The sequence below is a fragment of the Grimontia indica genome (assembly GCF_000333895.2).
In the GTDB taxonomy this organism is placed as follows: Bacteria; Pseudomonadota; Gammaproteobacteria; order Enterobacterales; family Vibrionaceae; genus Enterovibrio; species Enterovibrio indicus.
This window is the reverse complement of the sequence record NZ_ANFM02000024.1, coordinates 53,386-76,620: the sequence shown is the minus strand read 5'-3', so window position 1 is coordinate 76,620 and position 23,235 is coordinate 53,386. Positions and strand designations below refer to the sequence as shown.

General features: G+C 51.6%; 21 protein-coding genes. 12 read left to right on the top strand and 9 right to left on the bottom strand.

From position 1 onward, the window contains the following. Nucleotides 1–311 precede the first annotated feature (311 nt). Complete coding sequence (locus D515_RS14255; RefSeq protein ID WP_002539493.1) at nt 312–932, top strand: BamJ family beta-barrel-assembly machinery protein; 621 nt, start codon at nt 312–314, stop codon at nt 930–932. A gap of 222 nt (nt 933–1,154) precedes the next feature. Here D515_RS14255 and D515_RS14250 read toward each other — a convergent pair whose 3' ends face one another. Then, on the bottom strand, nt 1,155–2,090 hold the full coding sequence (locus tag D515_RS14250) for a LysR family transcriptional regulator (protein WP_002539491.1): 936 nt from the start codon (nt 2,088–2,090) through the stop codon (nt 1,155–1,157). A 205-nt stretch (nt 2,091–2,295) separates the two neighbouring features. On the opposite strand from D515_RS14250, the gene D515_RS14245 reads away from it, so the two are divergent. The 9 genes from D515_RS14245 to D515_RS26025 all read left to right on the top strand — a co-directional run bounded on the left by D515_RS14245 (nt 2,296) and on the right by D515_RS26025 (nt 9,401). After that, the gene (locus tag D515_RS14245) at nt 2,296–2,787 is read left to right on the top strand and encodes a rhodanese-like domain-containing protein (protein ID WP_002539489.1); all 492 of its coding nucleotides are present in this window, start codon (nt 2,296–2,298) and stop codon (nt 2,785–2,787) included. Then, nucleotides 2,784–3,680 (top strand): quinoprotein relay system zinc metallohydrolase 2, encoded by an 897-nt coding sequence (locus D515_RS14240; RefSeq protein WP_002539487.1) that lies wholly within the window; start codon nt 2,784–2,786, stop codon nt 3,678–3,680. The genes D515_RS14245 and D515_RS14240 overlap by 4 nt, the downstream gene beginning before the upstream one ends. Nucleotides 3,681–3,695: 15 nt before the next feature. After that, complete coding sequence (locus D515_RS14235) at nt 3,696–4,481, top strand: quinoprotein dehydrogenase-associated SoxYZ-like carrier (protein ID WP_002539486.1); 786 nt, start codon at nt 3,696–3,698, stop codon at nt 4,479–4,481. A gap of 512 nt (nt 4,482–4,993) precedes the next feature. Further along, nucleotides 4,994–6,802, top strand: coding sequence for a methanol/ethanol family PQQ-dependent dehydrogenase (locus D515_RS14230; protein ID WP_002539484.1), 1,809 nt, complete (start codon nt 4,994–4,996; stop codon nt 6,800–6,802). 117 nt (nt 6,803–6,919) lie between these two features. Next, nucleotides 6,920–7,369 (top strand): plastocyanin/azurin family copper-binding protein, encoded by a 450-nt coding sequence (locus tag D515_RS14225; RefSeq protein WP_002539482.1) that lies wholly within the window; start codon nt 6,920–6,922, stop codon nt 7,367–7,369. Nucleotides 7,370–7,381: 12 nt separating this feature from the next. After that, on the top strand, nt 7,382–7,759 hold the full coding sequence (locus D515_RS14220; RefSeq protein WP_002539481.1) for a hypothetical protein: 378 nt from the start codon (nt 7,382–7,384) through the stop codon (nt 7,757–7,759). 9 nt (nt 7,760–7,768) lie between these two features. Next, nucleotides 7,769–8,638 (top strand): quinoprotein dehydrogenase-associated putative ABC transporter substrate-binding protein, encoded by an 870-nt coding sequence (locus tag D515_RS14215; RefSeq protein WP_002539480.1) that lies wholly within the window; start codon nt 7,769–7,771, stop codon nt 8,636–8,638. Continuing rightward, nucleotides 8,592–9,179 (top strand): DUF2380 domain-containing protein, encoded by a 588-nt coding sequence (locus tag D515_RS14210; protein ID WP_239643979.1) that lies wholly within the window; start codon nt 8,592–8,594, stop codon nt 9,177–9,179. The genes D515_RS14215 and D515_RS14210 overlap by 47 nt, the downstream gene beginning before the upstream one ends. A gap of 60 nt (nt 9,180–9,239) precedes the next feature. Next, the gene (locus tag D515_RS26025; protein WP_192815511.1) at nt 9,240–9,401 is read left to right on the top strand and encodes a hypothetical protein; all 162 of its coding nucleotides are present in this window, start codon (nt 9,240–9,242) and stop codon (nt 9,399–9,401) included. A 64-nt stretch (nt 9,402–9,465) separates the two neighbouring features. Here D515_RS26025 and D515_RS14205 read toward each other — a convergent pair whose 3' ends face one another. Further along, entirely contained in the window at nt 9,466–10,242 is a 777-nt protein-coding gene (locus D515_RS14205; protein ID WP_002539477.1) for a hypothetical protein, read from the bottom strand. Between the two features lie 240 nt (nt 10,243–10,482). Between D515_RS14205 and D515_RS14200 the strand changes: the two genes are divergently transcribed. Then, a complete protein-coding gene (locus tag D515_RS14200; protein WP_002539476.1) occupies nt 10,483–11,382 on the top strand; it encodes a LysR family transcriptional regulator in 900 nt (299 codons plus the stop codon). A gap of 89 nt (nt 11,383–11,471) precedes the next feature. On the opposite strand, the gene D515_RS14195 is transcribed toward D515_RS14200, so the two are convergent. From D515_RS14195 to nosP, 6 genes are all read right to left on the bottom strand, one after another. Continuing rightward, nucleotides 11,472–12,230, bottom strand: a complete 759-nt coding sequence (locus tag D515_RS14195) for a phosphoadenylyl-sulfate reductase (RefSeq protein ID WP_002539475.1) — start codon at nt 12,228–12,230, stop codon at nt 11,472–11,474. Next, nucleotides 12,223–13,941 (bottom strand): assimilatory sulfite reductase (NADPH) hemoprotein subunit, encoded by a 1,719-nt coding sequence (cysI, locus tag D515_RS14190; RefSeq protein ID WP_002539474.1) that lies wholly within the window; start codon nt 13,939–13,941, stop codon nt 12,223–12,225. The genes D515_RS14195 and cysI overlap by 8 nt, the downstream gene beginning before the upstream one ends. Next, entirely contained in the window at nt 13,941–15,764 is a 1,824-nt protein-coding gene (locus D515_RS14185) for an assimilatory sulfite reductase (NADPH) flavoprotein subunit (protein ID WP_002539473.1), read from the bottom strand. Before D515_RS14185 ends, cysI begins: the two co-directional genes overlap by 1 nt. Nucleotides 15,765–16,006: 242 nt before the next feature. Beyond that, complete coding sequence (locus tag D515_RS14180) at nt 16,007–16,237, bottom strand: hypothetical protein (RefSeq protein ID WP_002539472.1); 231 nt, start codon at nt 16,235–16,237, stop codon at nt 16,007–16,009. Between the two features lie 117 nt (nt 16,238–16,354). After that, a complete protein-coding gene (locus D515_RS14175; protein ID WP_002539471.1) occupies nt 16,355–18,985 on the bottom strand; it encodes a NahK/ErcS family hybrid sensor histidine kinase/response regulator in 2,631 nt (876 codons plus the stop codon). Nucleotides 18,986–18,988: 3 nt separating this feature from the next. Continuing rightward, a complete protein-coding gene (nosP, locus tag D515_RS14170) occupies nt 18,989–20,191 on the bottom strand; it encodes a nitric oxide-sensing protein NosP (RefSeq protein WP_002539470.1) in 1,203 nt (400 codons plus the stop codon). 312 nt (nt 20,192–20,503) lie between these two features. Between nosP and D515_RS14165 the strand changes: the two genes are divergently transcribed. After that, entirely contained in the window at nt 20,504–21,172 is a 669-nt protein-coding gene (locus D515_RS14165; protein ID WP_002539469.1) for a response regulator, read from the top strand. Between the two features lie 11 nt (nt 21,173–21,183). Here the strand turns inward: D515_RS14165 and D515_RS14160 are convergent, their stop codons facing one another. Beyond that, nucleotides 21,184–23,214: an insulinase family protein gene (locus tag D515_RS14160; RefSeq protein WP_002539468.1), complete on the bottom strand. Its 2,031-nt coding sequence runs from the start codon at nt 23,212–23,214 to the stop codon at nt 21,184–21,186. Nucleotides 23,215–23,235 lie beyond the last annotated feature (21 nt).

The window sequence follows — 23,235 nt, the reverse complement described above, 5'->3', positions numbered from 1 at the left end:
GGGCGAGTTGACTGACGCCGTGCTCTTTGTTGTTCCTTTTTGATGGAGGTGACTACACCTACAAAGGAACGCCGCGATCACAACGCCAGTCAAGCTCGCTGAATCCTGCATCTTCAGGTCGTTTGGGTATACTAGATCTGCAATATCAGCAAAATGTCAGCCAGTCGGCTTAACCTGAACAATTGTCTGACATTTGTACTTTCAAAGAATTCCGTCTGAATTACAACCTTGCGACTGTAAACCGATTTGTCCCGGATAGCTTGAAACTGTTATCCTTGCCCACTTTAAACCCGCAAATAAAGAGAGACGACATGTCTGATGTAAAACTGGAAACCGTAGAGCAGAAAGCTAGCTACGGCATCGGTCTGCAAATGGGTCAGCAACTGGCAGGTTCTGGTCTGGAAGGTCTGAACGTAGATGCAATCGCGAAAGGTATCGCAACCGCTCTGGCGGGTAACATGCCTGAGATTGAGATCGACGAGATCAACAACGCACTGCGTGAACTACACACCCAAGCAGAAGAAGTTCGCCAAGCAGCAGCAAAAGAAGCAGCAGCGGAAGGCGAAGCTTTCCTGGCTGAGAACGCAAAGCGTGACGAAGTGACCGTGACCGAGTCTGGCCTGCAGTACGAAGTACTGGTTGAAGGTAACGGCGAAATCCCGACTTCTGACAAGCAAGTACGTGTTCACTACCACGGTACCCTGACTGACGGCACCAAGTTCGACAGCTCTGTAGAGCGCGGCCAGCCAGCAGAATTCCCAGTGACCGGCGTGATCAAAGGTTGGGTTGAAGCTCTGCAAATGATGCCTGTTGGTTCTAAGTGGAAACTGTACATTCCACAAGATCTGGCATACGGCGAGCGCGGTGCGGGTGCAGCAATCCCTCCTTTCGCAGCACTGGTATTCGAAGTAGAACTGCTGGATATCCTGTAAGTTTTGCGAAAAAGAAAGCCAGCATTCCTGCTGGCTTTTTTTGTGCCTGTTATGCAGCATTATACCAATCGTAGTCAATATCTGCTCATCCTAGCTTGTTAAAAAGCTCGATAACTGCGTTGAAAAATTTGATTGTAGAATAACTACTTATCGAAATTTTCCGCCTTGTTCTCGAGCATTTTTCCTGCGCTATTTCTGATCAGCTACCTACTGTGATTGGTATTATCCCGCGGCTTCACGATGCTCATCGTCATTGTCTGGATGCTCTTCTGCCATCCAGGGCAAGTGGTGCTGGAAGTGATCGGAAAGGAAGTCCACAAACAGCCTAACTTTGGCTGACAGGTTGCGGTTAAACGGATACACAGCCCAGACTGCAGAATCCGGCGCTTGGTAGTCCGACAACACTTCCACCAGCTCACCACTCAGAATTTTCTGGTTCACGTAGTAATCCGGCAACTGGGCCAACCCCAACCCACGAAGTGTCGCGTCCAACACAGCACTGCCACTGTTTCCATGCCAGCGTCCATGCGGCTTGATGTTGACCGCATTGCCACCATCCTGAAACGTCCAGATATCTACCAGCCCGACCAGGCAATTGTGATTCTGCAGATCTTCTAAATTGGCAGGTGCACCGAACTCCTTGAGGTAGGCAGGCGAAGCGCAAACGAAAAGTTTTCGCGGCGCGAGCTTTTTCGCCATCAGGGTACTGTCTTTCAGATCCCCGGTGCGAATCGCCAGATCATAGCCGTCATGCACCAAATCCACCACGTCATTGGTGAAATGGAACTCCACACTGAGCTTAGGGTGCACCTCAATGAAATCGTTCGCGAGCGGCGCAATGAACTTCTCACCAAACACCGACGGTGCCGTGATCTTCAATGTGCCGACCGGTTCGGTCTGCATTTGGGTGACCAATGCTTCCACCTCAGCGAATTTCTCAATGAGATCGTTACATTGCTCAAAGTACATTTTGCCGACTTCAGTCAGCGTGATTTGTCGTGTTGTACGGTAAAGCAAACGGGTGCTCAGGCGACATTCCAGTGCATCGATACGACGACTGACATGGGAAGTCGACACGCCCAGCTTGCGTGCGGCGGCGGTAAAACTGCCACTGTTGACAACTTCAACAAATTCTTCAACACCACTCCAACGGTTCATCTTTGCCCCACTGAAAAGAAGTTTATTGATGGCTGCAACAATAAAACCCGCCCCTTGACGGTCTGATTGTTATCCTAATGTTAACCCATAATGTGTAGTGCTCTGCCCGCCTCCTACTAAGGTATGAGTATTATCAGAATAAAGTAGTATGAGTATCCTTAAAAAAACCAAGGGAATCAGTTTCATATGCGCGATATTGTATATATTGCAAGCCACTAGCGTCAGTGCTGAAACAGTTCCGGAACCCAGTGATTACCGTAAAGAGAATTATCGGTCGGCTGTTCCTGCAGCATTAACCGGCGGTCAGGTTATCGAGTCTGCCGAACAGCTGGTTGCCTTTATCAAAACGCGACATCCTGTACTGATTGATGTCTACCCTGCGCCGAACAAACCCGACAACCTTTCGCCCGATACGCTTTGGATAGAGCCTTCGCGCGAGACCTTGCCGAATGCCCTGTGGCTTGCCAACGTCGGTCACGGCATTGCACCGGACTCCCTTATCCAACTGCTGAAAAGCCAACTGCCTAATGACGCCCCCGTAGTGGTGTTTTGCGAGCCCAATTGCTGGCATTCGTGGAATGCCGGAAAACGGGCGATTGAGCTGGGAGCTAAAGAAGTCTATTGGTACCGAGCGGGTGTGAAAGGCTGGAAAGAGGCGGGTTATGCGCTCGAAACGCAGTATCCGGTAAGACCATGAATCGTCTGCTGGTCATTCTTTTTATGATGCTTCCATTCTCCGTGCAAGCATCGCTGGAACTTGCGTTTAGTGAAGTCGCACCGGGTGTTTTCATGCATCAGGGCAAACTTGCCGATCTATTTACTGTCGATAGCGATCCGGTCGCCAACATCACCTTTATTGTCGGAGAAGAAGCCGTTGCAGTGATTGATACCGGCGGCAGCAAGCGGGCGGGCAGTGCGGTGCTTCGCGCCATTAGACAGCAAACCGATTTGCCTGTCGGCTTTGTGATCAATACGCATGTCCATCCCGATCATCACTTCGGCAACATTGCCTTTGTCGATGAAAAGCCCGAGTTTGTCGCCCATGCCCGTTATCCCGGCGACTTTGACGCCAAATCCGGTTATTACCTGCAACGGCTGACCAATCCATGGTTTACCGGCACCACACCGATTGGGGCAACGCGGGTGATCAATGAAACCACAGAGCTTGATCTCGGCAACCGCACATTAATGCTCACGCCCCATGAGCGGGCCCACACCCGTCACGATCTCTCAGTATTCGATCATTCATCCGGCACTTTGATCACTGGCGATCTGCTGTTTATCGATCACCTGCCAACCCTGGATGGCAACCTGATTGGGTGGTTGGCTGAAACGGAAAAACTGGAGGCCATGCCTTATAACCAAGTGATCCCAGGGCATGGCCCACTACAAAAATCAAAACAGGCTTTTGAAAAGCAAACGCGCTATCTCTCTTCTCTGGCACAAGCTGTTCGTGCCGCTATCAACGACAACATCGATATCAACACTGCCAGCACCACCGTCATGCCGTCTCCGGGGGACTGGAAGCTTTACGAAGCCTTTCATCCTCGCAATGTGATTCAGGCTTACAAGGAGTTGGAATGGGAATGATGAGAGGACTCTCCGATGAAAATCACCACCCTGCTGCTATCGGCATTGCTCACTGCGCTGCCACTGCAAGGCTTTGCTGAAGCTGAAACCGACAGCGCCACCTGGCCACTGATCCGTGACAGCCTGTTTCCTGGCTCACCCGACATTGTGGAAAGTGAAGACATCGTTTCGCTAACCGCACCGAAACGTGCGATTGACGCTGCGCTGGTGCCACTTGAAGTAAAGGTCAATGTCCGTCAGGACGATACAAATCCTATTGAGCGCATACACCTTATCGTCGACAACAATCCTTCACCGATTGTCGGCAGCTTCGATATGAGCCCGAACAATGGTGTCGCTAACATCGCTACCCGCGTCAGGATCAATGCCTATAGCCCGGTTCGGGTGATCGCCCAAACCGCCGATGGCAAACTGCATATGCACAGCAAGTTCGTGAAAGCCTCGGGCGGTTGCTCAGCCCCCGCGGGCGCTGATGACATGCTGGCACGCCAGCGAATGGGCAGGATGAAACTGAAAGATCTCGCGGGAGATGATTCGCGCATGATGCAACTGTTGATCAGCCACCCCAACTACAGCGGACTGCAAATCGACCAGCTCACACGCCACTGGATCCCATCTGATTATGTGAGTGATGTGAATATTACGCTCGAAGGTGAACCTGTCATGCGCTTTAACGGAGGTATCTCCATCAGTGAGAATCCCACCTTTACCTTTCATCTGGATAAAGGCAAAAGCGGCAAGCTGAAAGCTGATGTGAAAGACTCCACGGGTCGTGAATTTTCCAGTGAGTGGGACATTTGATATCAGCCTTGCGAAGTCTCAGACAAAAGGCAGTGCCGTATCCTAATGACTTTTAAGGATATGGCACCTGGCGCTTATGCCATCCATTGATATCATTCCCCAAAATAAGACATATAAAGTGTCAGGTTTTTCTGGGACTTAGCCACACAATCCCACTCCTTAAACATTGTTGCCCGCGGACAAAAGTGTTGTGTCCTTTTCCTCCTCACACAACCCCTAAAGCTGCCATACACTCAATTCACGACGTTTTCACCTCGCGATGCGGCACGGCTGCCCGCACCATTTCGTTGAAGTGAAATCATCTTTGGATTCATTCAATAAGCGCGAAACCGCCTAAGTTGTAGATCGTGAATGTCGCCAAACACGCCACGAAGGGTTGAGAGACAGAGCGAGCATTGGCCAGCACAGCGTCCCCACAACTCCGCGGAACACGCAGACAAATTGAGTCAATAAAGCCGAAGTCAGGATGCCCTTGGTGTCCGGCTTAACGTGCTGTCACGGAGGAAGTAAATATGATAGGTGCTGTAAGGTTACGCCGCTGCTTAGCAGCAGTCGCCACACTCTCCCTTACGCTGCTGTTTCCCGCAGCGTCGCAAGCGAATGACGAGCTCATCAAGCTGCAGGAAGACCCGAATCAATGGGTCATGTGGGGCGGTGATTACTCGGGTACACGCTATAGCCCACTCAATCAGATCAACGCAGAGAATGCCAAAAACCTTCAGGTTGCCTGGACGTTTTCAACCGGTGTGCTGCGGGGTCATGAAGGCGGGCCACTTGTGTTGGGTGACACCATGTATATCCACACCCCTTTCCCCAACAAAGTGTTCGCCATTGACCTGAAAACCAAAGCCCTCAAATGGGAGTATGAACCGAAACAGGATGCGTCGGTTATCGCTGTGATGTGTTGTGACACAGTCAACCGTGGTCTTGCCTACGCTGACGGCAAGATCTTCCTGCAACAAGCGGATACCACCCTCGTCGCGCTGGATCAGAACACCGGTAAAGTGGTTTGGAAAGTGGTGAATGGCGATCCGAAAGTCGGTGCGACCAACACCAACGCCCCACTGGTGGTAAAAGACAAAATCATTACGGGTATCAGTGGTGGTGAATTCGGTGTCCGTGGTTATCTCACCGCCTACAACATCAAAGATGGCAGCGTCGCCTGGCGTGCATACAGCACGGGCCCAGACGAAGAAATGCTGGTCGACCCTGAAAAAACCACCGAAATGCTCAAACCTATTGGCAAGGATTCAAGTCTTGAGTCATGGGAAGGCGATCAGTGGAAAATCGGTGGCGGTACCACCTGGGGTTGGTTTAGCTATGATCCTGAGCTGAATCTTATCTACTACGGTACGGGTAACCCTAGTACCTGGAACCCATCACAACGTCCCGGTGACAACAAGTACTCCATGACCATCATGGCGCGCGATGCAGACACAGGTATGGCGAAATGGCTCTACCAAATGACACCGCACGATGAGTGGGATTACGACGGCGTCAACGAGATGATTCTGGTTGATAAGAAGTTCAAAGGTAAAGACCGCAAACTGCTGGTGCACTTTGACCGTAACGGCTTCGGTTACACCCTCGACCGTGAAACTGGTGAGCTGCTGGTCGCAGAAAAATTTGACCCTGCAGTGAACTGGGCAACCCACGTGGATATGGAAACCGGTCGCCCTCAAGTTGTCGCTAAATACTCGACCGCGCAAAACGGTGAGGATGTCGACACCAAAGGCATTTGTCCTGCTGCACTTGGTTCAAAAGACCAACAACCAGCAACCTATAGCCCACGCACCGGTCTTTTCTATGTGCCGACCAACCATGTGTGCATGAACTACGAACCATTCGAAGTCTCCTACACCGCTGGCCAGCCTTATGTGGGTGCAACCCTTTCTATGTTCCCTGCACCAGACAGCCATGGCGGTCTGGGTAACTTTATTGCGTGGGATGCAGAAAAAGGCGAGATCGTCTGGTCACTGCCAGAGCCATTCTCCGTATGGAGTGGCGCGCTGGCGACAGGTGGTGGCGTGGTGTTCTATGGCACGCTGGAAGGCTACCTGAAAGCCGTGGATGAGAAGACAGGTAAAGAGCTTTACCGCTTCAAAACCCCATCCGGCATTATCGGCAACGTGAATACCTACATGCATGATGGCAAGCAATATGTCGCTGTGCTCTCCGGTATCGGTGGCTGGGCAGGTATTGGTATGGCCGCAGGACTGGAAGGTGATACCGATGGTCTGGGTGCGGTGGGTGCCTACCGCAAACTGTCTGACTACACCCAGTTGGGTGGTGTACTGACTGTCTTCGCCCTGCCTAACTAAATCAAAAATAACAACCAAGGGGAGTATCTGCTCCCCTTTCTCAGCTCTGATGCACTGCATCAGATTGAGTTGCCTTTTTGGCATCTACACTCAACAAGCAGCAAAAGGATAATGCGTATGGCTAAGAAGTTAATAGGGTCACTCTTATTGTTTTTGGGGCTGGTAAGTAATGCTTTTGCAGAAGAATACGAAGTGCGCGCCGTCGGCGTGAAATTCGACCCCATGTTCGTCATTCTCCAACCGGGAGACAGGGTGAGCTGGACGAATATGCCCGCCCATCTCATTGAAACTATTGACGCCATGGTGCCGGAAGGCACAGAGAAAATTCAGACTGAACTCGGCGTAGACGTGAGTTTTGTCTTCGATAATGAAGGCGTCTACGTCTACAAGTGTACCCCTCACTGGGGCGCCCGCATGGGTGGCATTTTACTGGTCGGTAACCCTTCCGACATCGAAGGCACCATCGAGGCCTACTTCGCCGAAATTGAAAAAGACAAATCCCTGCTCCCTGCCAAAGGGCTGCTGAAGAAATTCAAAAAACATCTTCAGGCTGAAGGTGTTTTGTAGAGGAGTCAGCTTATGCAAGCAGTTAAAAGAATAAGCGCACTTATCGTCCCCGCCCTGTTATTACTGGCAACACCAGCCAGTGCCAATGACTTTCCCACCCTTGAACGTGTGAAATACGTGCAGGAATGCATGGCATTAAAAGGCGGGCCAACCTATGTGAACATGTATGGTTGCAGCTGCGTGATCGACAAGATTGCCAGTGAGATGTCCTTCGAGGACTACGTCCATGCCGATGCATTCGTGCGCCTTCGCAACATGCGGGGAGAGCGGGGAGGTTACTTCCGCTCATCCAAAGATAGTCGCAGTGCGCGTAAAGGGCTTCTCACCATTCGTGAGGAAGCAGAGCAAGCGTGCTTTGTGTCCCAACAAGTCACCGCTGCGGCTAATTAGGAGGTACGTATGAAATCTTTTTATCACCTCCTTATCCTTGGTTTTTCCTTGGTTTTCGGCAGTCATGCATTGGCTGCTGACACCACTTTCCCTTCACCACTGCCGGATAAACTCCGTGTGTGTGCAGACCCCAACAACCTGCCCTATTCCAACCGCGAACAACAGGGATTCGAGAATAAAATCGCTGAACAACTCGGTGATTATTTCGGGCTCGATGTGGAATACGCCTGGTTTCCCCAGCGCATGGGCTTTATCCGCAATACCCTAAAAAATTGGTCTGACGATAACGGACGTTTCGCCTGTGATTTAGTCATCGGTGTACCGGTGCAGTTCGACATTGCAGCGACCACCAAGCCCTATTACCGCTCCGCCTATTCCCTCTTGTTCAAAAAAGAAGGGGCATTGGCAGCGGTGGATAACCAGCAGGCTCTCGCCGCCTTGCCAGAAGCGGTGAAACAGTCACTGAAAATTGCTGCGTTTGCCCCTTCCCCCGCGGTGTCATGGCTGCGTGAAAATGGGTTTAAAGACAACACATCGTTTTACCGCATCATGAACGGCGATCCGGAAGATTACCCGGGCAAGATGGTCAACCGCGTCGCAGAGGGTGAATTCGACGTTTTGGTGATCTGGGGGCCGATTGCGGGGTACTTTGCCAAAGCTCAGCCCGATCTCGCCGTTATCCCCATGACATCCGAAGGCAGTAAGGTCTTTGATTTCGCCATCTCCATGGGCGTGCGATATGGCGAGCGACCATGGAAAGAAACCGTCGAAATGGCGATGGATGCCAACGCGCCGCAAATCGCGATGATACTTCAGGATTATGGTGTCCCTATTGTTGAAGCCTCCTCCAAACCAAGACCTGATGATGACGATGATTAACCCCTATACGGGCAGCCTGGCTGCCCGTTTTTTCAGGATTCTTTCTGTCACGGCTTTGCTTTTCAGCGCATCGTTGTGTGCTTCAGACCGTCTTGCGGTGCTCGATTTTGAGCTCAGCGACTTAACCCAGGTTGACGATAACAGCAAAGAGGTCGAACGCACGGCCAGTCTCGCTCCCATGCTACGTGACGCTCTCGCCAATACCCACGGATACACGTCAGTGGCTATCCCTTCGGAAACCTATAAGAAGACCAACCAAGGCTTCGGCTATTTGTTCGACCATGCCGATGCAACAGCGCAATTAGGACAGGCGATAGAGGCTGACTGGGTGGTGATAAGCCGCCTTCACAAGCCAAGCTTTCTGTTTTCATACCTGATAAGCCAGATAGTCAATGTGAAAACAGGGCTGGCTTATCCCGAGTTGATTGTTGAAATCAAAGGCCAACAAGAAGAGATGAACCGACGGGGCATAGATAAAATGGCAGGAAAAATAGCGCGCCAAATTGGTGCTATGTCAAAATCTACAGCCGACAAAGATTGAGTGGAGCACAGTCATTTCGCTACACTGACCCAAACCCAGACTCACAAATGGCAACCATCAATGCGAACTTTTCTCTGCGCCACCTTAATGGTATTTACCCTTGCCGCCTGCTCTGCCGATGTTGGCCGCGAAATGGCCGAAGACGATTGCTACCAAATTCGTAATAACGCTGATAGAGAGCAGTGTTTTAAAGACGTTGAGCGGACTTTTAAAAACTACTGAGTTGGCCTCTTTATTTACTCAAAAAGCGATACCTAAGCATCGCTTTTGTGTTTTTAATCAGCTACTAAAACTGTTGGTTAAACTCCATCCGCCAATCCCGTGTAGAGCCTGCAATATCTGAATCAGAGAAGTTGCCAAACAATCGAACATTCTGACGCGGGTTGATTTGATAACTGGCAGCCACTTCATGATGCCAACCATCCATCACCCCTTTCATATAACTATTGTCGTTCAGGGTGTTCACGTACATCGGGTTGTAATTCAACCAAATATCATCGGTGATAGTTAGCTTAGAGTAAGACCCGACAACAAGGTAAGAAGAGGGAATGGCATAACCCATACTGCCAATCGGTACCTCATTTCCTCTGATTTCAGCCGTGTCAGAAACTGTTAAGCCAACACCCGCCAGAGGATATAGCTGCAGTGCACCCATTGCTGGCAAAGCACGGATTTTACTGTAAGACGCGCTACCTAAGTCTTGGTCAAAGTCCCAGGAAACATCAATCTGGGAGCCCCAGCCTGTCTTGGTATCCAACCCAAAGTTGCGATACCTGACAGAATCGAAGCTGTCATTCCCACCAAGATGCAGAAAGTCCCCCGCCAGCCCTTTCAACTCAATAATGTTCATCCCTAATGTGGTTGGGTCACCCGTGTCGTATGTCATACCCAATTTGAAGTTCAGGCCATTGTTTGTCACTCCCACCCCGGCTTGCGTGTAAACCGCCAGAGGGTCCGACATGTCCTGTACATCCGTCAGGCTCTCATCTGCCACAACAGAAAGGGGCAATGCCGCCGTGCAAAACAAAATGGGGAAGGAAACTTTATCGCGTTGAAAAGTCATAGTGTGGCCTCAAGTAAACACGGGCACAGCCCGCCAAAATCAAACAGAAAGCGAATTGGTCACACTGGTAGGGTTTATAAACCCCGATGCCACCAAACAATCATTCGAAAGCGCCTCGCATTCGGACAAAAAACATCACGGCTAAGCGCGTTAAATCATTGCGGTGAAAAGGTTATCTTGGTATCACATAACAAAACATAAAGCAGACTTTAATCAAATCATTCCAAAAGGTGATGGGAAATGGATAAACCAGCGGTCAACTTACTCAGCGTGTTTATTGCCGTCTATGAGCACCGCTCGATCACTCTGGCCGCTGAGGCACTGGAAATGACACAACCGGGTGTGAGTAACGCATTAAAGCGGCTGAAAGAACAGTTGGGTGGGATTGAGCTGTTTGTTCGTGACGGGCGGGGCATTACGCCAACGCACTCAGCGATCCAGTTGGCAAACGATATTTCGCCGGCCCTGATCCAGATAAACAATGCGTTGAGTAATCTGAATCAGTTTTCTCCGGACACATCGCGCCAATTCAAAGTGCTGACCACGGAAACCACGCTGCAGTTGTTGCAACCTTTGGTTGAAGCATCAAATTCCATGGGAAGGTGCAGCATCCAGTTTGTGCTTTCCCCCAACACAGAAACAGAAGTTCTGGATCAGCTGCGTTTGCAGCAAGCTGACTTGGCAATCGACGTGGCCATGTTTGGCAACCCATCTTATTCTGCTGAGCTGCTTTTAGAGGAAGATGCAGTTCTGATCTGTTCGAAAAACCACCCAAGAATCAAAGACGCCGTGACACAGGCTCAGTTTTATCAGGAAAAACATATCACTATTCGCGCCAGGCGCTCTGACATCACGCTCGCTGACTTTCTGACCCATGATTTGCTGGGCCCCAGAAAAGTCAGTGCAGAATGTGATTCCTTGCTCTCCATGATGGCACTGATCAGCAGAAGTGACTGTATCGGCTTTACCAGCTCCATCATTGCCAAACAGTACGCTGAGATGTTTAACCTGCGTACGCTGACACCGCCGTTTTCCGTGAGGAAGATTCAGCACAAAATGATTTGGCATAACCGAAACCAAAACAGCCCGGCCAACCAGTGGTTGAGGAATAAATTGTCTCAGCTGGTCAATGAAGCGTGAGCATGAAGAAAGGTGCAGAACGGTGATAAAAAAGCGACGCAGATGCGTCGCTTTTTATTTTTTTATTAGGGCCTGCTGACCTTTGAGCATTAGATGCCCGCGCCATCGCTTACATCATCTTCATGTAAGCCACATTCGCGTTTCAGGCCAAAGAAGCGGGTTTCTTCTTCTGACATGCCATCTTCCAGCTTGCGGGTAGTGTGCACATCACCGACCGACACGTAGCCTTGGTCCCAGAGTGGGTGGTACGGCAGATCGTTATCTTTCAGATAGTAATGCACGTCTTTGTTCGTCCAGTCGATGACTGGCAGGAACTTAAACACACCGTTCTGGATACCCAGAATAGGCAGTGTTTTACGCGAGCCAGATTGATCGCGGCGAAGACCTGAGAACCAGGTGCCAACGTTCAGCTCATCCAGCGCGCGGCGCATTGGCTCCACCTTGTTGAGGCGGTTGTAGCGCTCAATGCCCTCGACACCTTGCTCCCAAAGCTTACCGTACTGCGCTTCCTGCCATGCTGAGCTCTGCTCTGCGCGGTAGACGCGAAGGTCGAGTTTCAGGCGCTCTGTCAGTTCATCAATAAACTGATAGGTTTCCGGAAACAGGTAGCCTGTGTCTGTCAGAATCACCGGGGTATCCGGCTTTTCCTTCGTCACCAGGTGCAACATCACTGCCGCCTGAATACCAAAGCTTGATGACAGGGCGAACTCGCCCTGCAGGTTTTCCAACGCCCAGCGAACCCGCTCCTGCGCTGACATGCTTTCAAGCTCAGCATTGATTGGCGCCAGTTCTAAGATTTGCTCAGCCTTGGTACGGCCAAGCAGATCGGACAGTTGAAATTTAGGCATAGAAATCCCTCTTAGAGACTTTCACTTCCGCAATAATGCCAGCGCGGATAACAAAATCACCGAAGCCTTCGCCGTCGTTGCGCTCGGTTGCCCAGCGGCCAACCAGTACATCGATCTCTTCAAGGATCTGTGCGTCGGTAATGTTCTCTTTATACATTTTAGGCACGCGGGTGCCTTCACGGTTACCACCCAGATGCAGGTTGTATCGACCCGGCGCTTTACCCACCAGACCAATCTCCGCCAGCATGGCGCGGCCACAACCGTTTGGACAGCCCGTGACACGGAAGATGATGTGCTCATCACCTACGCCGTGCTTCTCCAGCACGCCTTCAATCTCGGTCACAAAGCCCGGCAGAAAGCGCTCAGCTTCAGCCATCGCCAACGGACAGGTTGGGAAAGCCACACACGCCATAGAGTTCTTACGCTGCTCGCTGACGCCGTCATCCATCAGGCCATGCTCACGCGCAATCTTCTCGATTTTCGCTTTGTTAGACTTCGATACCCCCGCAATGATCAGGTTCTGGTTCGCAGTCATGCGGAAATCGCCTTTGTGGATTTTCGCAATCTCAGCCACACCGGTTTTCAGCGGCTTGCCCGGGTAGTCCAGTAAGCGGCCGTTTTCGATAAACAGCGCCAAGTGGTGCTTACCGTCGATGCCTTCAACCCAACCCAGACGGTCACCACGGTCAGTGAACTCGTACGGTCGGCTTGCTTCGAACTTCACGTCTGCGCGCTTTTCCACTTCCGCTTTGAACACGTCAGTGCCAACGCGATCCAATGTGTACTTAGTCTTCGCGTTCTTACGGTTAGAACGGTTACCCCAGTCGCGCTGTGTGGTCACAACCGCTGCTGCGACATCCAGTGTTTTATCCAGAGGGATAAAGCCCAGATCGTCGGCTTTACGTGGGTAAGTGCTCGTGTCACCGTGGGTCATCGCAAGGCCACCACCGACCAATACGTTAAAACCAATCAGCTTGCCATTATCTGCAATCGCCACAAAGTTCAGGTCGTTTGCATGCACATCCACATCATTTTGCGGTGGGATCACGACAGTGGTTTTAAATTTACGTGGCAGATAGTTGGAACCCAGGATCGGCTCTTCGTCCTGATGCCCTTCTACCTTCTCACCGTCCAGCCAGATTTCCGCGTAAGCGCGGGTTTTTGGCAGCAGGTGTTCACTGATCTTGGTTGCCCACTCGTAGGCTTCCTGATGCAGCTCAGATTCCACAGGGTTCGTGGTACACAGTACGTTACGGTTCACGTCACCCGCTGTTGCTATGGAATCGATACCGATTTTGTTCAGCGTCTGATGCATCAGCTTGATGTTTGGCTTCAATACACCGTGGAACTGGAACGTCTGGCGCGTAGTCAGACGGATACTGCCGTACATGGTGTGCTCGGTCGCGAACTCATCAATCGCCAGCCACTGTTTAGGTGTGATAATACCGCCCGGCATACGTGCACGCAGCATCACATTGTGCAGTGGCTCCAGCTTCTGCTTTTGACGCTCTGCGCGAATATCGCGGTCGTCCTGCTGATACATGCCGTGGAATCGAATCAGCTGGAAGTTGTCTGCGGTAAAACCACCTGTCACGGGATCAGACAGATCCTGTTCGATGGTGCCGCGAAGAAAATCACTTTCGCGCTTCAGACGTTCGTTATCTGACAATGGGCCTAGCTCTTGGCCCAACACGACTTGCTTGTCACTCATTAATACACATCCTTTTGATAGCGCTTCGCCTTACGCAGTTCGTTCAAATAGTTTTCTGCGTCTTCTCGGCTCTTACCGCCCTGCTCCTGGGCAACCGTAATCAATGCTTCATGAACGTCTTTGGCCATGTAGGTCGCGTCACCACAGATGTAGAGGTAAGCGCCGTTTTGCAGCCATTGCCATACTTCTTTGCCTTGCTCGACAATCTTATGCTGAACATACACTTTCTCAGCTTGATCGCGGCTAAAGGCGAGGTCGATTTTGCTCAGCAGACCGTCTTTGAGGAATTTCTGCCACTCGACTTGATACAGGAAGTCTTGGGTGAAGGTACGGTCGCCAAAGAACAGCCAGTTCTTACCTTCTGCACCACGGGCATCACGCTCTTGCATGAAGGCACGGAATGGCGCAATACCCGTACCTGGGCCGACCATGATGACAGGTGCATTGTCGTCTGCTGGCAGTTTGAAGTTGTTGTTGTGTTCGATGAACACTTTCACAGACTCTGCGTCTTCAGCACGCTGCGACAGGAAGCCTGACGCACCACCAAAGCGGGTGTTGTCACCGTTTTGGAACTCCACCAGACCCACAGTCAGGTGCACTTCTTCGCCTACTTCTTCCTGGCTTGAAGCAATCGAGTACAAACGAGGCGTCAGTTTACGAAGCAGGCCAGCCAGTTGCTCGGCGGTCAGCTTGGTTTTCTTCTCGCCCAGCACGTCAACCACTTGGGTGCTGTTGGCGTATTGGCGCAGTTTGTCTTTGTCTTCTGCGAGCTTTTGCAGTTTCTTGCTGCCAGAAAGCTCAGCAATCGCAGCCACTTGCTGCGGGTTCGCTGCGGTGATCTCGAACTTCTCGATCAGCGCTTGGCGCAGTGAAAGGGATTCACCCGCCACTTCAACCGTTTCATCACCTGTCAGACCCACTTTCGCGAGGATTTCATCAGCAAGTTCAGGACTGTTGGTGTAGTAAACACCTAGGGCATCGCCCGGTTGGTAAGTCAGACCTGACTCACCCAGATCGATTTCGATATGGCGAACGTCTTTGCCTGAATCACGGCCAGTGATCTTCTGGTTTGCTACCAGCTCTGCCGCATAAGGGTTTTGCTTGTTATAGGCAGAAGCCGCACCTGCGGTGGTGGCTGCGTGCAGTGGCACAACCACTTCATCTTCACCACCGCCAATGGTTTCTTTCACTTTCGCCAGAACGTCGCTGCTCCAGCTTTCTGCTTCTGCTTCGTAATCCACGTCGCAGTCAACACGCGGTGCGATAGCTTTCGCGCCCAGCTTAGACAGGTAAGTGTCGAAGTCTTTACCGGTCTGGCAGAAGAATTCGTAGCTTGAATCACCCAAGCCCAACACCGCGTATTGCAGTTTGTCGAGTTTCGGCGCTTTCTTTGATTGCAGGAATTCGTGCAGAGAAATCGCATTATCTGGCGGCTCGCCTTCACCGTTGGTCGATGCCACCATGATAAGGTGCGTTTCTTTTGCCAGATCACGCGGTTTGTAATCATCTGCTGAATACAGAGAAACCTCTACGCCATCCGCCTTGGCTTTTGCTTCCAAAGCTTCCGCCACGCCTTTTGCGTTGCCGGTTTGAGAGGCATAAATGATAGTCAGCTTACCCGCAGGTTTCGCCGCAGTGGCAACCGCTTGGGCAAGAGGTTGAGGGTTAGCACCCGCTGCCGCCGGAGTTTGGCTCAAACCCCAGAAATAACCGCTGATCCAAGCCAGCTGTTGTGGCGACAACTCTGCCACGGCCTGCTGCAGTTGGCCGATCTGCTGGTCATTAAGCGGACTCGCCAGCGCAGAAAGTTCCTTGAGTAACATGTCACGACATTCCTTTATTATTGCGTGAGCATAGATTAGCTATTCGCCGTAATAACTAGAAAGAATAGAAATGCATGTTTTATAACCTTGCGTTAGATCACACAGGTATAAGGAATGATGCCTGAAAGCTGAATAACTGAGATCATTACAGAATCTCAGCAAGCTACACACCCAACGCACAGCCGGGTGATTCCGGAAAGAATTTAAGCAAAAGATTTTTGCAGGAAGGGAAGGCCTTGCGCTTAGGCGTCAACGATTCTCACTTGGTGAAAGCCAATGTCCAGCGCGTTTTCTGTGGCCATGTCCACATCGCCGAAACACTGCTCAATGCCGTTACCATCCGTAAGGGGAACCAGTCCGCCTCGGGCATGACGGAATTCGACAATCCAACCGTCACTGGACAGAGATGGCTCTACCACGGCTTCGACTAACATTTGCTGGGAATAGAGATTACGAAGTTCTGATTTTGTCATCGCACTTTCCTGCTGCTTTGCCAAATCAATGCGTTACGTCGAAACAAACGTAACAATAACCACACGTTTCGTTAGGAAAAGCATAGACCCGCGCCGTACGATGTGCCACAGCGGGATCTATCGATTGTGAGACGCTCCCACTCTCGCAGGAATGGGATCTGCCTGATCGCCTGTGAGGAGGTGCACCATGGTCATTTTCAGACGCATTGGCGAAACAGGTTTGTGCATCACCAAATAACCGCAATCTCGCGCCTGATGTTGAAGCTCTTCGCTGCGGTTCGCAGTCACAATCACCGTCGGTACTTTCTGCATACGTTGCTGGTTGATGGATTTCGCCAGCGCTAATCCAGTCATGTCATTATCGAGGTGGTAATCAGCAATCAACAGCTCCACAGGGCTCTGCACTGTGTCGCAGCTGATTTGCAGCTCTTCAAGGGAACCCGCGCAGGTCACTTCACAACCCCAACGTTGCAGTAATTCTTCCATCGCACGGCAGATATTCGGGTCGTTATCAATCACCCAAACCCTTGCGCCCTGCAGTACCACACTGTTATCTGAAACCAAGGATTCGACGTTACGGATACTTTGTGTCTCCGGTCTGCCATAAGGCACCAGCACAGAAAAACGAGAGCCTTCACCCGGTACAGAATCGACCGTTACCGTATGCCCAAGCACGCTGGCAATCTTGTCGACAATCGCCAGCCCCAGACCAAGCTGGGTATGGCTTTCATCCTGCTTAGCGGTTAAGCGTTTGAATTCCTGAAAAATCTCATTCTTCTTGTCTTCTGGAATACCAACACCAGTGTCCAGCACTTCGATGCGAAGCCCCTCTTTGCACCGGCGACTGCCAAGGAGAATCTTCCCTCTCGGTGTATAACGAATGGCATTGGTCATCAGGTTACGGATAATCCGCGCCAGTAATTGAGAGTCGGTGTAGACATAGGCTGAACTATGCACATAGCGCACTTCCACACGGGTACCTTCCGCCGCATGGCTGAAATCATCTGCGATGTTATCGAGCAGATCGCTCACAGGGAAAGATTGCTTGTCAGCTCGAACCACCCCGGCATCCAGCTTGGAGATATCCACCAGCGTGGTGATGAGGGATTCCACATCTTCCAGCGAGTGCGCCAGTGAACTCACCAGTTTTCTCGCGGATGGCGACATACGGTGACTGAGTAGAGAACCCAGATAGAGTTGCGCCGCATTTAAGGGTTGCAGCAAATCATGGCTGATGGCAGCAAGGAATTTTGTTTTGGAGAGGTTCGCCCGCTCTGCTTCTTTCTTGGTTTCCAGCAAGCGTTCCTGAATCACCCGGCGCTCTTCCACTTCATCCTGAAGCTGGTCGTTCAAGGTTTGCAGCTGCGCCGTCCGCTCCTGAACTCGGTGTTCCATGGTCTGGTAAGCTTGCTCAAGCTCTTCGGCATTTTGCTTGCGTTCAGTAATGTCCCAATTGAGCACAAACAGTCCGGTGATTTTGCCGTTGGATGCCTGATTCGGCACATAGCTTTTTACCACGTAACGCGCTTCACCGGAGGCGTTATACTCCTCAATTTCAAACACCACAGATTCCCCATCCAGCGCACGCTCGACATAAGGGCGCAACGCCTCAAAGGTCGAAGAGCGGCGTGAGACGGATATGTGCTTGCCAATGAGCTGCCCCCGCGGAAAGCCATACCATTCGTCGTAAGCGCGGTTGGTGAACTGGTAGTGAAGATCATCGCCCACATAGGCAATCAGTGCGGGCACGTTATCGGTGATCAAGCGCAGCCATTGCTCGGTTTCACGCAGCTCTTTGGCATCCAAATAGCGTTGGGTGATGTCAGTGTAGGTGTTGACGTAGCCCTGATCGTCCATCGCATGACTGCGCACTTCTATGACGCGGCCATCATTCAGGGTCTGGACACGAATACCTTCAGGTGGACGAATTCCCCCGCGGCCAATCCGCCACAGGGTCAGCGGCGATTCTTCTGCCAGCGGTTCAATTAACGCGCCAATCAAGCGGGACTGTTCAAAGCCACTCATGTCGAGAAAACGCTGGTTAAACACCTGCACTTCGCCGGACTTGCTGACCATCAAGACACCTTGAGAAAGGTTATCCACCATGTTCTGCAGAATACGGCTTTTCTCTGCCATGGCCGCTTCAAAACGGGCAGTTTCTGCCAGTTTTAGCTGGGTAATGTCCGAATAGAGCATCACCACGCCGCCATCACTGGTTTCCCGTTCTTTGATTTGCAGCCAGCGGCCGTTTTGCAGTTTCAGGGTATGACCATTTCGGTTGCCCGCGACCTCACGCACAATCAAACCGCGGTCTTTAGCCAGTTGCTGGATTTTCTCTGGCGTTAAAGACGGTGTATTGAGCGAAATAGCATTATCCTGCCAATAACGTTGGAAGCGGCTGTTTGAATACACCAACTCGCGGTTGGGATCATAAAGGGCAAAGCCATCTGAGATAGATTCAATGGCATCGATGAAACGCTGATGCGCTTGCTCAGCATGTTGGTTCGCCTGCGTCAGCTGGCGGTTGGTGGATTCAATCGAGTGAAGTGCATGATTGAGCTCTTCGGTTTTCTCGCGCACCTGATCGGCGAGCACCACAGAATGCTGAAATGCGCCCCAGGCATCGACCTGGCCGCTACCACCTTGCTCAACCCTTTTAACCAGCGCATCAATCATTTTCTTCTGGCGCGCGTTTTCTTCCTTTAGCGCGGCGAGTTGCTGTTCGAGCGACAAATCCTTTTCAGCCACTGACTACCCCGCCTTAAGGTCGACCGTCACCGGCATTTCCGGCGGATGAGCAGGCGGTTTGCCAATCATCACCCCTGTCAGTGTCTGGTTCATGTGAATACCATTGAGCTGCTCACCATAGGTGTTAAAGCCAACGAAACTGAATCGGCGGAACATCATCTTGGCTTTGTCGCGCATCATCTTCTGTTCAATCTCCAGACGGCGCAGGAAGCAGTCACAGGCCAGTGTAAGTTCCGGCTCGCCAATACGGGACTGAATCGCGGAGAGTTTGGCCTCCATATCGGCAAACAAATCGCCGGGACGCATGGCTGTCACCACAATCCCATCGTCGACTGCACAGTAGAAATCGAGACTCAAATCCTCGTTCACTTTCTGGATAGAGCGGACGTAATACTGGTCGCCGATCAGTACAGCTAGCGGATGAAGGGCATAGATTTCAGGACGCAAATCTTCCAGCGAGATTCCCGCTTCACGGGCATAGACTTCGGCAGCAGGCTCAGCATTGAATTCATGCACCCGGCGGGCAGTACAGTCAGCGTCGGTCACGACCAGTTTGCTATCCAGACTTTCAATATGGTGGGTGGTAAAGACTTCAAACGGACAGTGGGTGTTGAACATCACCACTATCGCAGATTCGCTGTGAAACGCCCCGTCGCTGTAGACATGGGTATTGGCGAGATTGATGTCATCCCCAGCTGAACCGCCGAAATGCGGCAACCGGCCAAGGGCGGTATCCAAGGTCACCAGAAAACGCTCTTCGTTCGGTGAGAGACCATCAATCAGGGTTAAGACGAAAGTATTGGTATTGATCGGCGCTTTGAGATCTTGCTGGCAGGCATCCATCAAATCACTAACGCAAAGCTGCGCAGATTGCAGGTCAAACCCGTCGAGTGAAACCCGCTGCCCACTGACCTTGAAGTCACGCTGCGAAAAGCCCAGCGCACTGATGCTGCTCTTGGCATAGCCGGACGGCATCAATTCGCCCGCCGTGGTACAGCCCATCACTTCGCAATTTGAGAAGGCTTGATTCATCTCGCGACCAAGTGCCTCCAAATCATACGCGGCGGAGCAGAAGAAAAGCACAAAGCCGATATCTTCATCATCAAGCTGCATCGCCAGCTCACGCGCCGCTTTGGTGGCGTCAAGCTGATATGTCGCCGCGCTGAATATCGCACGGTGTTGTGCGGAAGGTTGAAGTGCTGCCATGGGCTCTCCTGCTCACTTTTAAGACAACTTAGCATGCCTATTGATCGCTGGGCATATGACTTAAGTTTAATCGCTCGCAGGTCGGAGTAACGTCATACTTAGGAAGGATATTTACAAAATTGCAAACTTTGCATGTCAAAAGTTTCAAGATTGTGACACCTCGACCAACACAAATGGAATCAGGGTCACTACACTGAATAGCACGCAATACCTTAGGGACAAAGTGGCTATTTTAGTGACGCCTTAAAGGGTCATTTTTGATGTGACACCCGTTGGGATGACGGTGTTTGCAGTATTAAAAAGGATTGAATCATGTACAAATTTCTCGTTGCAGACGACCACCCGCTGTTTCGCGATGCCTTAATTGCGGTGATACGCGGACGTTTCGAAGAGTGTGAAATCCTGCAGTCTGAAGACATTGAACGTACACTGGATGTGGCTGAAGAAAACCCGGATCTTGACCTTATCCTCCTAGATCTGAACATGCCCGGCATGGCAGGGCTAAAAGGGTTGCTTGAGCTTCGAAACCAACACCCCACCATCCCCGTTGCCATTATTTCCGCCGAAACCAACAAACAAATTATTCTGCAAACCATCGCCTATGGCGCAGTCGGGTTTATCGCTAAAAGCGCCCCCCGCGAAAAAATGCGGGAAGCGTTCGAGCAGATCCTGGATGGGCATGTGTATTTGCCTGCCGATATCATCCGTGCTGAAGGAGAGAGTGAAGGCTCGCATCGACGTAAAGAAGAGCCGCAATTCTCGCCAGAAATGCTCCATACCCTCACACGTCGCCAATTACTGGTGTTGAAGTCCATGGCACAGGGCGCAGCGAATAAGCAGATTGCCTACGATCTGAATATCTCCGAAACCACGGTGAAGTCGCACGTCTCGGCGATTTTGAAAAAGCTTGGTGTACACAACCGAATCCAGGCCGTTGTCGGAGTCACCAATATCGACTTTGACCGATATCTGAAGCGCTGACACTCAAGGCATCAGTGCACGGTGGGATGTTTAAGCGCGGTTAGTACATTAGTGGCAATGTCGGCCAGACTGGTGGGTGTGACGACAGTGAAATCCACAGCGCTTGGCTGTCCAACCGTGCCCAGTAGCGCGGTGTGGAAGCGGGCATGGGATTTCCGGTAACGGGCTGACACCAGCCCTAATCCACCCTGACAGCGCTTTTCCAACTCACTATTTTCCATAGGCTTTGTCAGCCCTTCCATCGCATTGAGCAAAGCGACAAAACTGACACTGGGATCGCTGTCTGCCACCGTATCGAAAGCAAGCTCGTAAGTCATCAAATCAATCGACACCCCAAAGCTGTAGCAACGCCCGCCGAGACGGCGCTTTTTCACCATCTCACTTGCCATCACTGCCTGACCAAAGGTCGCAATGTCTCCCGCTTCCACGGTGTGAGGAAACGAAAGCGTCACGTGCATGGCGCCCTCTTCGTCTTTATGACTCGCCATGATGCTACCAGCACGAAAGACCGGTGTGCTTTGCGTGACGTAAAACTCAATGCCATTTTGGGTGTGCTGCCATTCGCCGTCCAGCACATTGATTTCATCCGCGCTTAAGTGGTTATGCCAGAAATGACGAAGCGTATTAACCTGCTCAAGGGGCAGGTCCACTGTATATCCGAGCACCAGTGCATTGGCACAATGCCATTCCCCCATACTGCCCAATACAGGCTGGCCCTGCATCCAGGCCCAGCGCAAAGTGCGCTGTTGGCAAAGGATAAGCCAGCGTTCCAGCGATGCTTTGGTGTCCTCATCACGCGCGTTACAGCGACAGAGGATCGCCATCCGCGTTAATGGTTTGCAAGGCGAAAGCCATTCGGCATTGGCTATAGAAAGCTGCGTATCTTCGAGCAGCGGTTCACTGACATCGCCTTTGAGGAAAGGCGGAGCAAATGGCGTCACCGAAAAATCATGGTAGAGACGCTGCAGTCCATCTCCCCAGCGACGCACCATGTCCCGTCCCTGTTGCAGGGAGAAATAGCCGGATTGCCAGTTAACACGCCGTGAAGGCATGCGCTTTGCCACCTCTTCAACATGGCGATGTAGCGCTTCGAGATCGGCATTGTCATCCAACCTAAAACGTAATGCTGGCACCGGCTGAAAATCGGTGATCAGCGGCAAAAGCGCTGCACCGTGCGCTTTCATTATTTGCTGGTTTCTCAGCGAGCAAAGCGTTGGGTAAAGCGCCGCCGCCCAATGGGGCGAATAGGAAAGTGTTTCAACGAAAGCATGATTTTCTGAAGCCACATTAGCCTGAAGCGATAACTCAGGTACATCCGTCGGCAGTGGCTTTCCAACGTTGCTGAGGGATTTAGAGATTTGCCGCCAAAGCGCCACCATGGGCCAGTTGCCAGAGGTGAGGATCACCATAGATTCCGGCCGATAGTAATGGTTGTGATAGCGGCGAAGATCATTGATGCCCAACAGCGGCACGGTTTCTGGCATGCCGCCATAAAGCGGCGCTCGGGGCTCACTCATTGCCGCCTGTTCTGTAGATTGTTGGAAACGCTCATGGCGCATGTACTCGCCAAGCTCCCGATACAGTGCTCCTTCAAAGTTATCGCCACTCTCCCGCACGATTTCATCGTCAAAATCATCATCCGCTAACTGCGGTGCCAACACAGAGTCCGCCATGAACCCGATGCCCCGCAGCACTGAGTGTGGGTCATATCCGGTCAGGTGAAATCGGGTGCTTTCTTTCTGGGTGGTGGCGTTAAATTCGAGCAAGGCCAGTTCTGCACGAAGGGTCAGGAAAGTATCCGGCTCGGGATAGCGGGCGGAACCGCGAAGCACCATGTGTTCGAGTGCATGAGTTATCCCGCTGTCATCATCCACGGGGGTTGGAAACACAATCGCGGCGCTTAATCTGTCTTCTTCTGAGGCAGCATGATGCCAATGCAAGGCGCCGCTGACATGACGATACCCGACCCAGCCTGTTTCCAGTTGCTGTTCATCTGGCGGCAACAGCAGCCAGTCCGGCGCAGCAGGATGCGGTTTCGCCATTGCGGCTCCTTACTCACTTTA

What these genes read in the sequence shown, in the direction of transcription:
- nosP (WP_002539470.1), bottom strand. Translation starts at nt 20,191, where the DNA reads ATGGCAGCACTTCAACCTTCCGCACAACACCGTGCGATATTCAGCGCG.
- D515_RS14215 (WP_002539480.1), top strand. Translation starts at nt 7,769, where the DNA reads ATGAAATCTTTTTATCACCTCCTTATCCTTGGTTTTTCCTTGGTTTTC.
- D515_RS14185 (WP_002539473.1), bottom strand. Translation starts at nt 15,764, where the DNA reads ATGTTACTCAAGGAACTTTCTGCGCTGGCGAGTCCGCTTAATGACCAG.
- D515_RS14180 (WP_002539472.1), bottom strand. Translation starts at nt 16,237, where the DNA reads ATGACAAAATCAGAACTTCGTAATCTCTATTCCCAGCAAATGTTAGTC.
- D515_RS14205 (WP_002539477.1), bottom strand. Translation starts at nt 10,242, where the DNA reads ATGACTTTTCAACGCGATAAAGTTTCCTTCCCCATTTTGTTTTGCACG.
- D515_RS14195 (WP_002539475.1), bottom strand. Translation starts at nt 12,230, where the DNA reads ATGCCTAAATTTCAACTGTCCGATCTGCTTGGCCGTACCAAGGCTGAG.
- D515_RS14220 (WP_002539481.1), top strand. Translation starts at nt 7,382, where the DNA reads ATGCAAGCAGTTAAAAGAATAAGCGCACTTATCGTCCCCGCCCTGTTA.
- cysI (WP_002539474.1), bottom strand. Translation starts at nt 13,941, where the DNA reads ATGAGTGACAAGCAAGTCGTGTTGGGCCAAGAGCTAGGCCCATTGTCA.
- D515_RS14240 (WP_002539487.1), top strand. Translation starts at nt 2,784, where the DNA reads ATGAATCGTCTGCTGGTCATTCTTTTTATGATGCTTCCATTCTCCGTG.
- D515_RS14200 (WP_002539476.1), top strand. Translation starts at nt 10,483, where the DNA reads ATGGATAAACCAGCGGTCAACTTACTCAGCGTGTTTATTGCCGTCTAT.
- D515_RS14235 (WP_002539486.1), top strand. Translation starts at nt 3,696, where the DNA reads ATGAAAATCACCACCCTGCTGCTATCGGCATTGCTCACTGCGCTGCCA.
- D515_RS14165 (WP_002539469.1), top strand. Translation starts at nt 20,504, where the DNA reads ATGTACAAATTTCTCGTTGCAGACGACCACCCGCTGTTTCGCGATGCC.
- D515_RS14250 (WP_002539491.1), bottom strand. Translation starts at nt 2,090, where the DNA reads ATGAACCGTTGGAGTGGTGTTGAAGAATTTGTTGAAGTTGTCAACAGT.
- D515_RS26025 (WP_192815511.1), top strand. Translation starts at nt 9,240, where the DNA reads ATGCGAACTTTTCTCTGCGCCACCTTAATGGTATTTACCCTTGCCGCC.
- D515_RS14230 (WP_002539484.1), top strand. Translation starts at nt 4,994, where the DNA reads ATGATAGGTGCTGTAAGGTTACGCCGCTGCTTAGCAGCAGTCGCCACA.
- D515_RS14160 (WP_002539468.1), bottom strand. Translation starts at nt 23,214, where the DNA reads ATGGCGAAACCGCATCCTGCTGCGCCGGACTGGCTGCTGTTGCCGCCA.
- D515_RS14255 (WP_002539493.1), top strand. Translation starts at nt 312, where the DNA reads ATGTCTGATGTAAAACTGGAAACCGTAGAGCAGAAAGCTAGCTACGGC.
- D515_RS14225 (WP_002539482.1), top strand. Translation starts at nt 6,920, where the DNA reads ATGGCTAAGAAGTTAATAGGGTCACTCTTATTGTTTTTGGGGCTGGTA.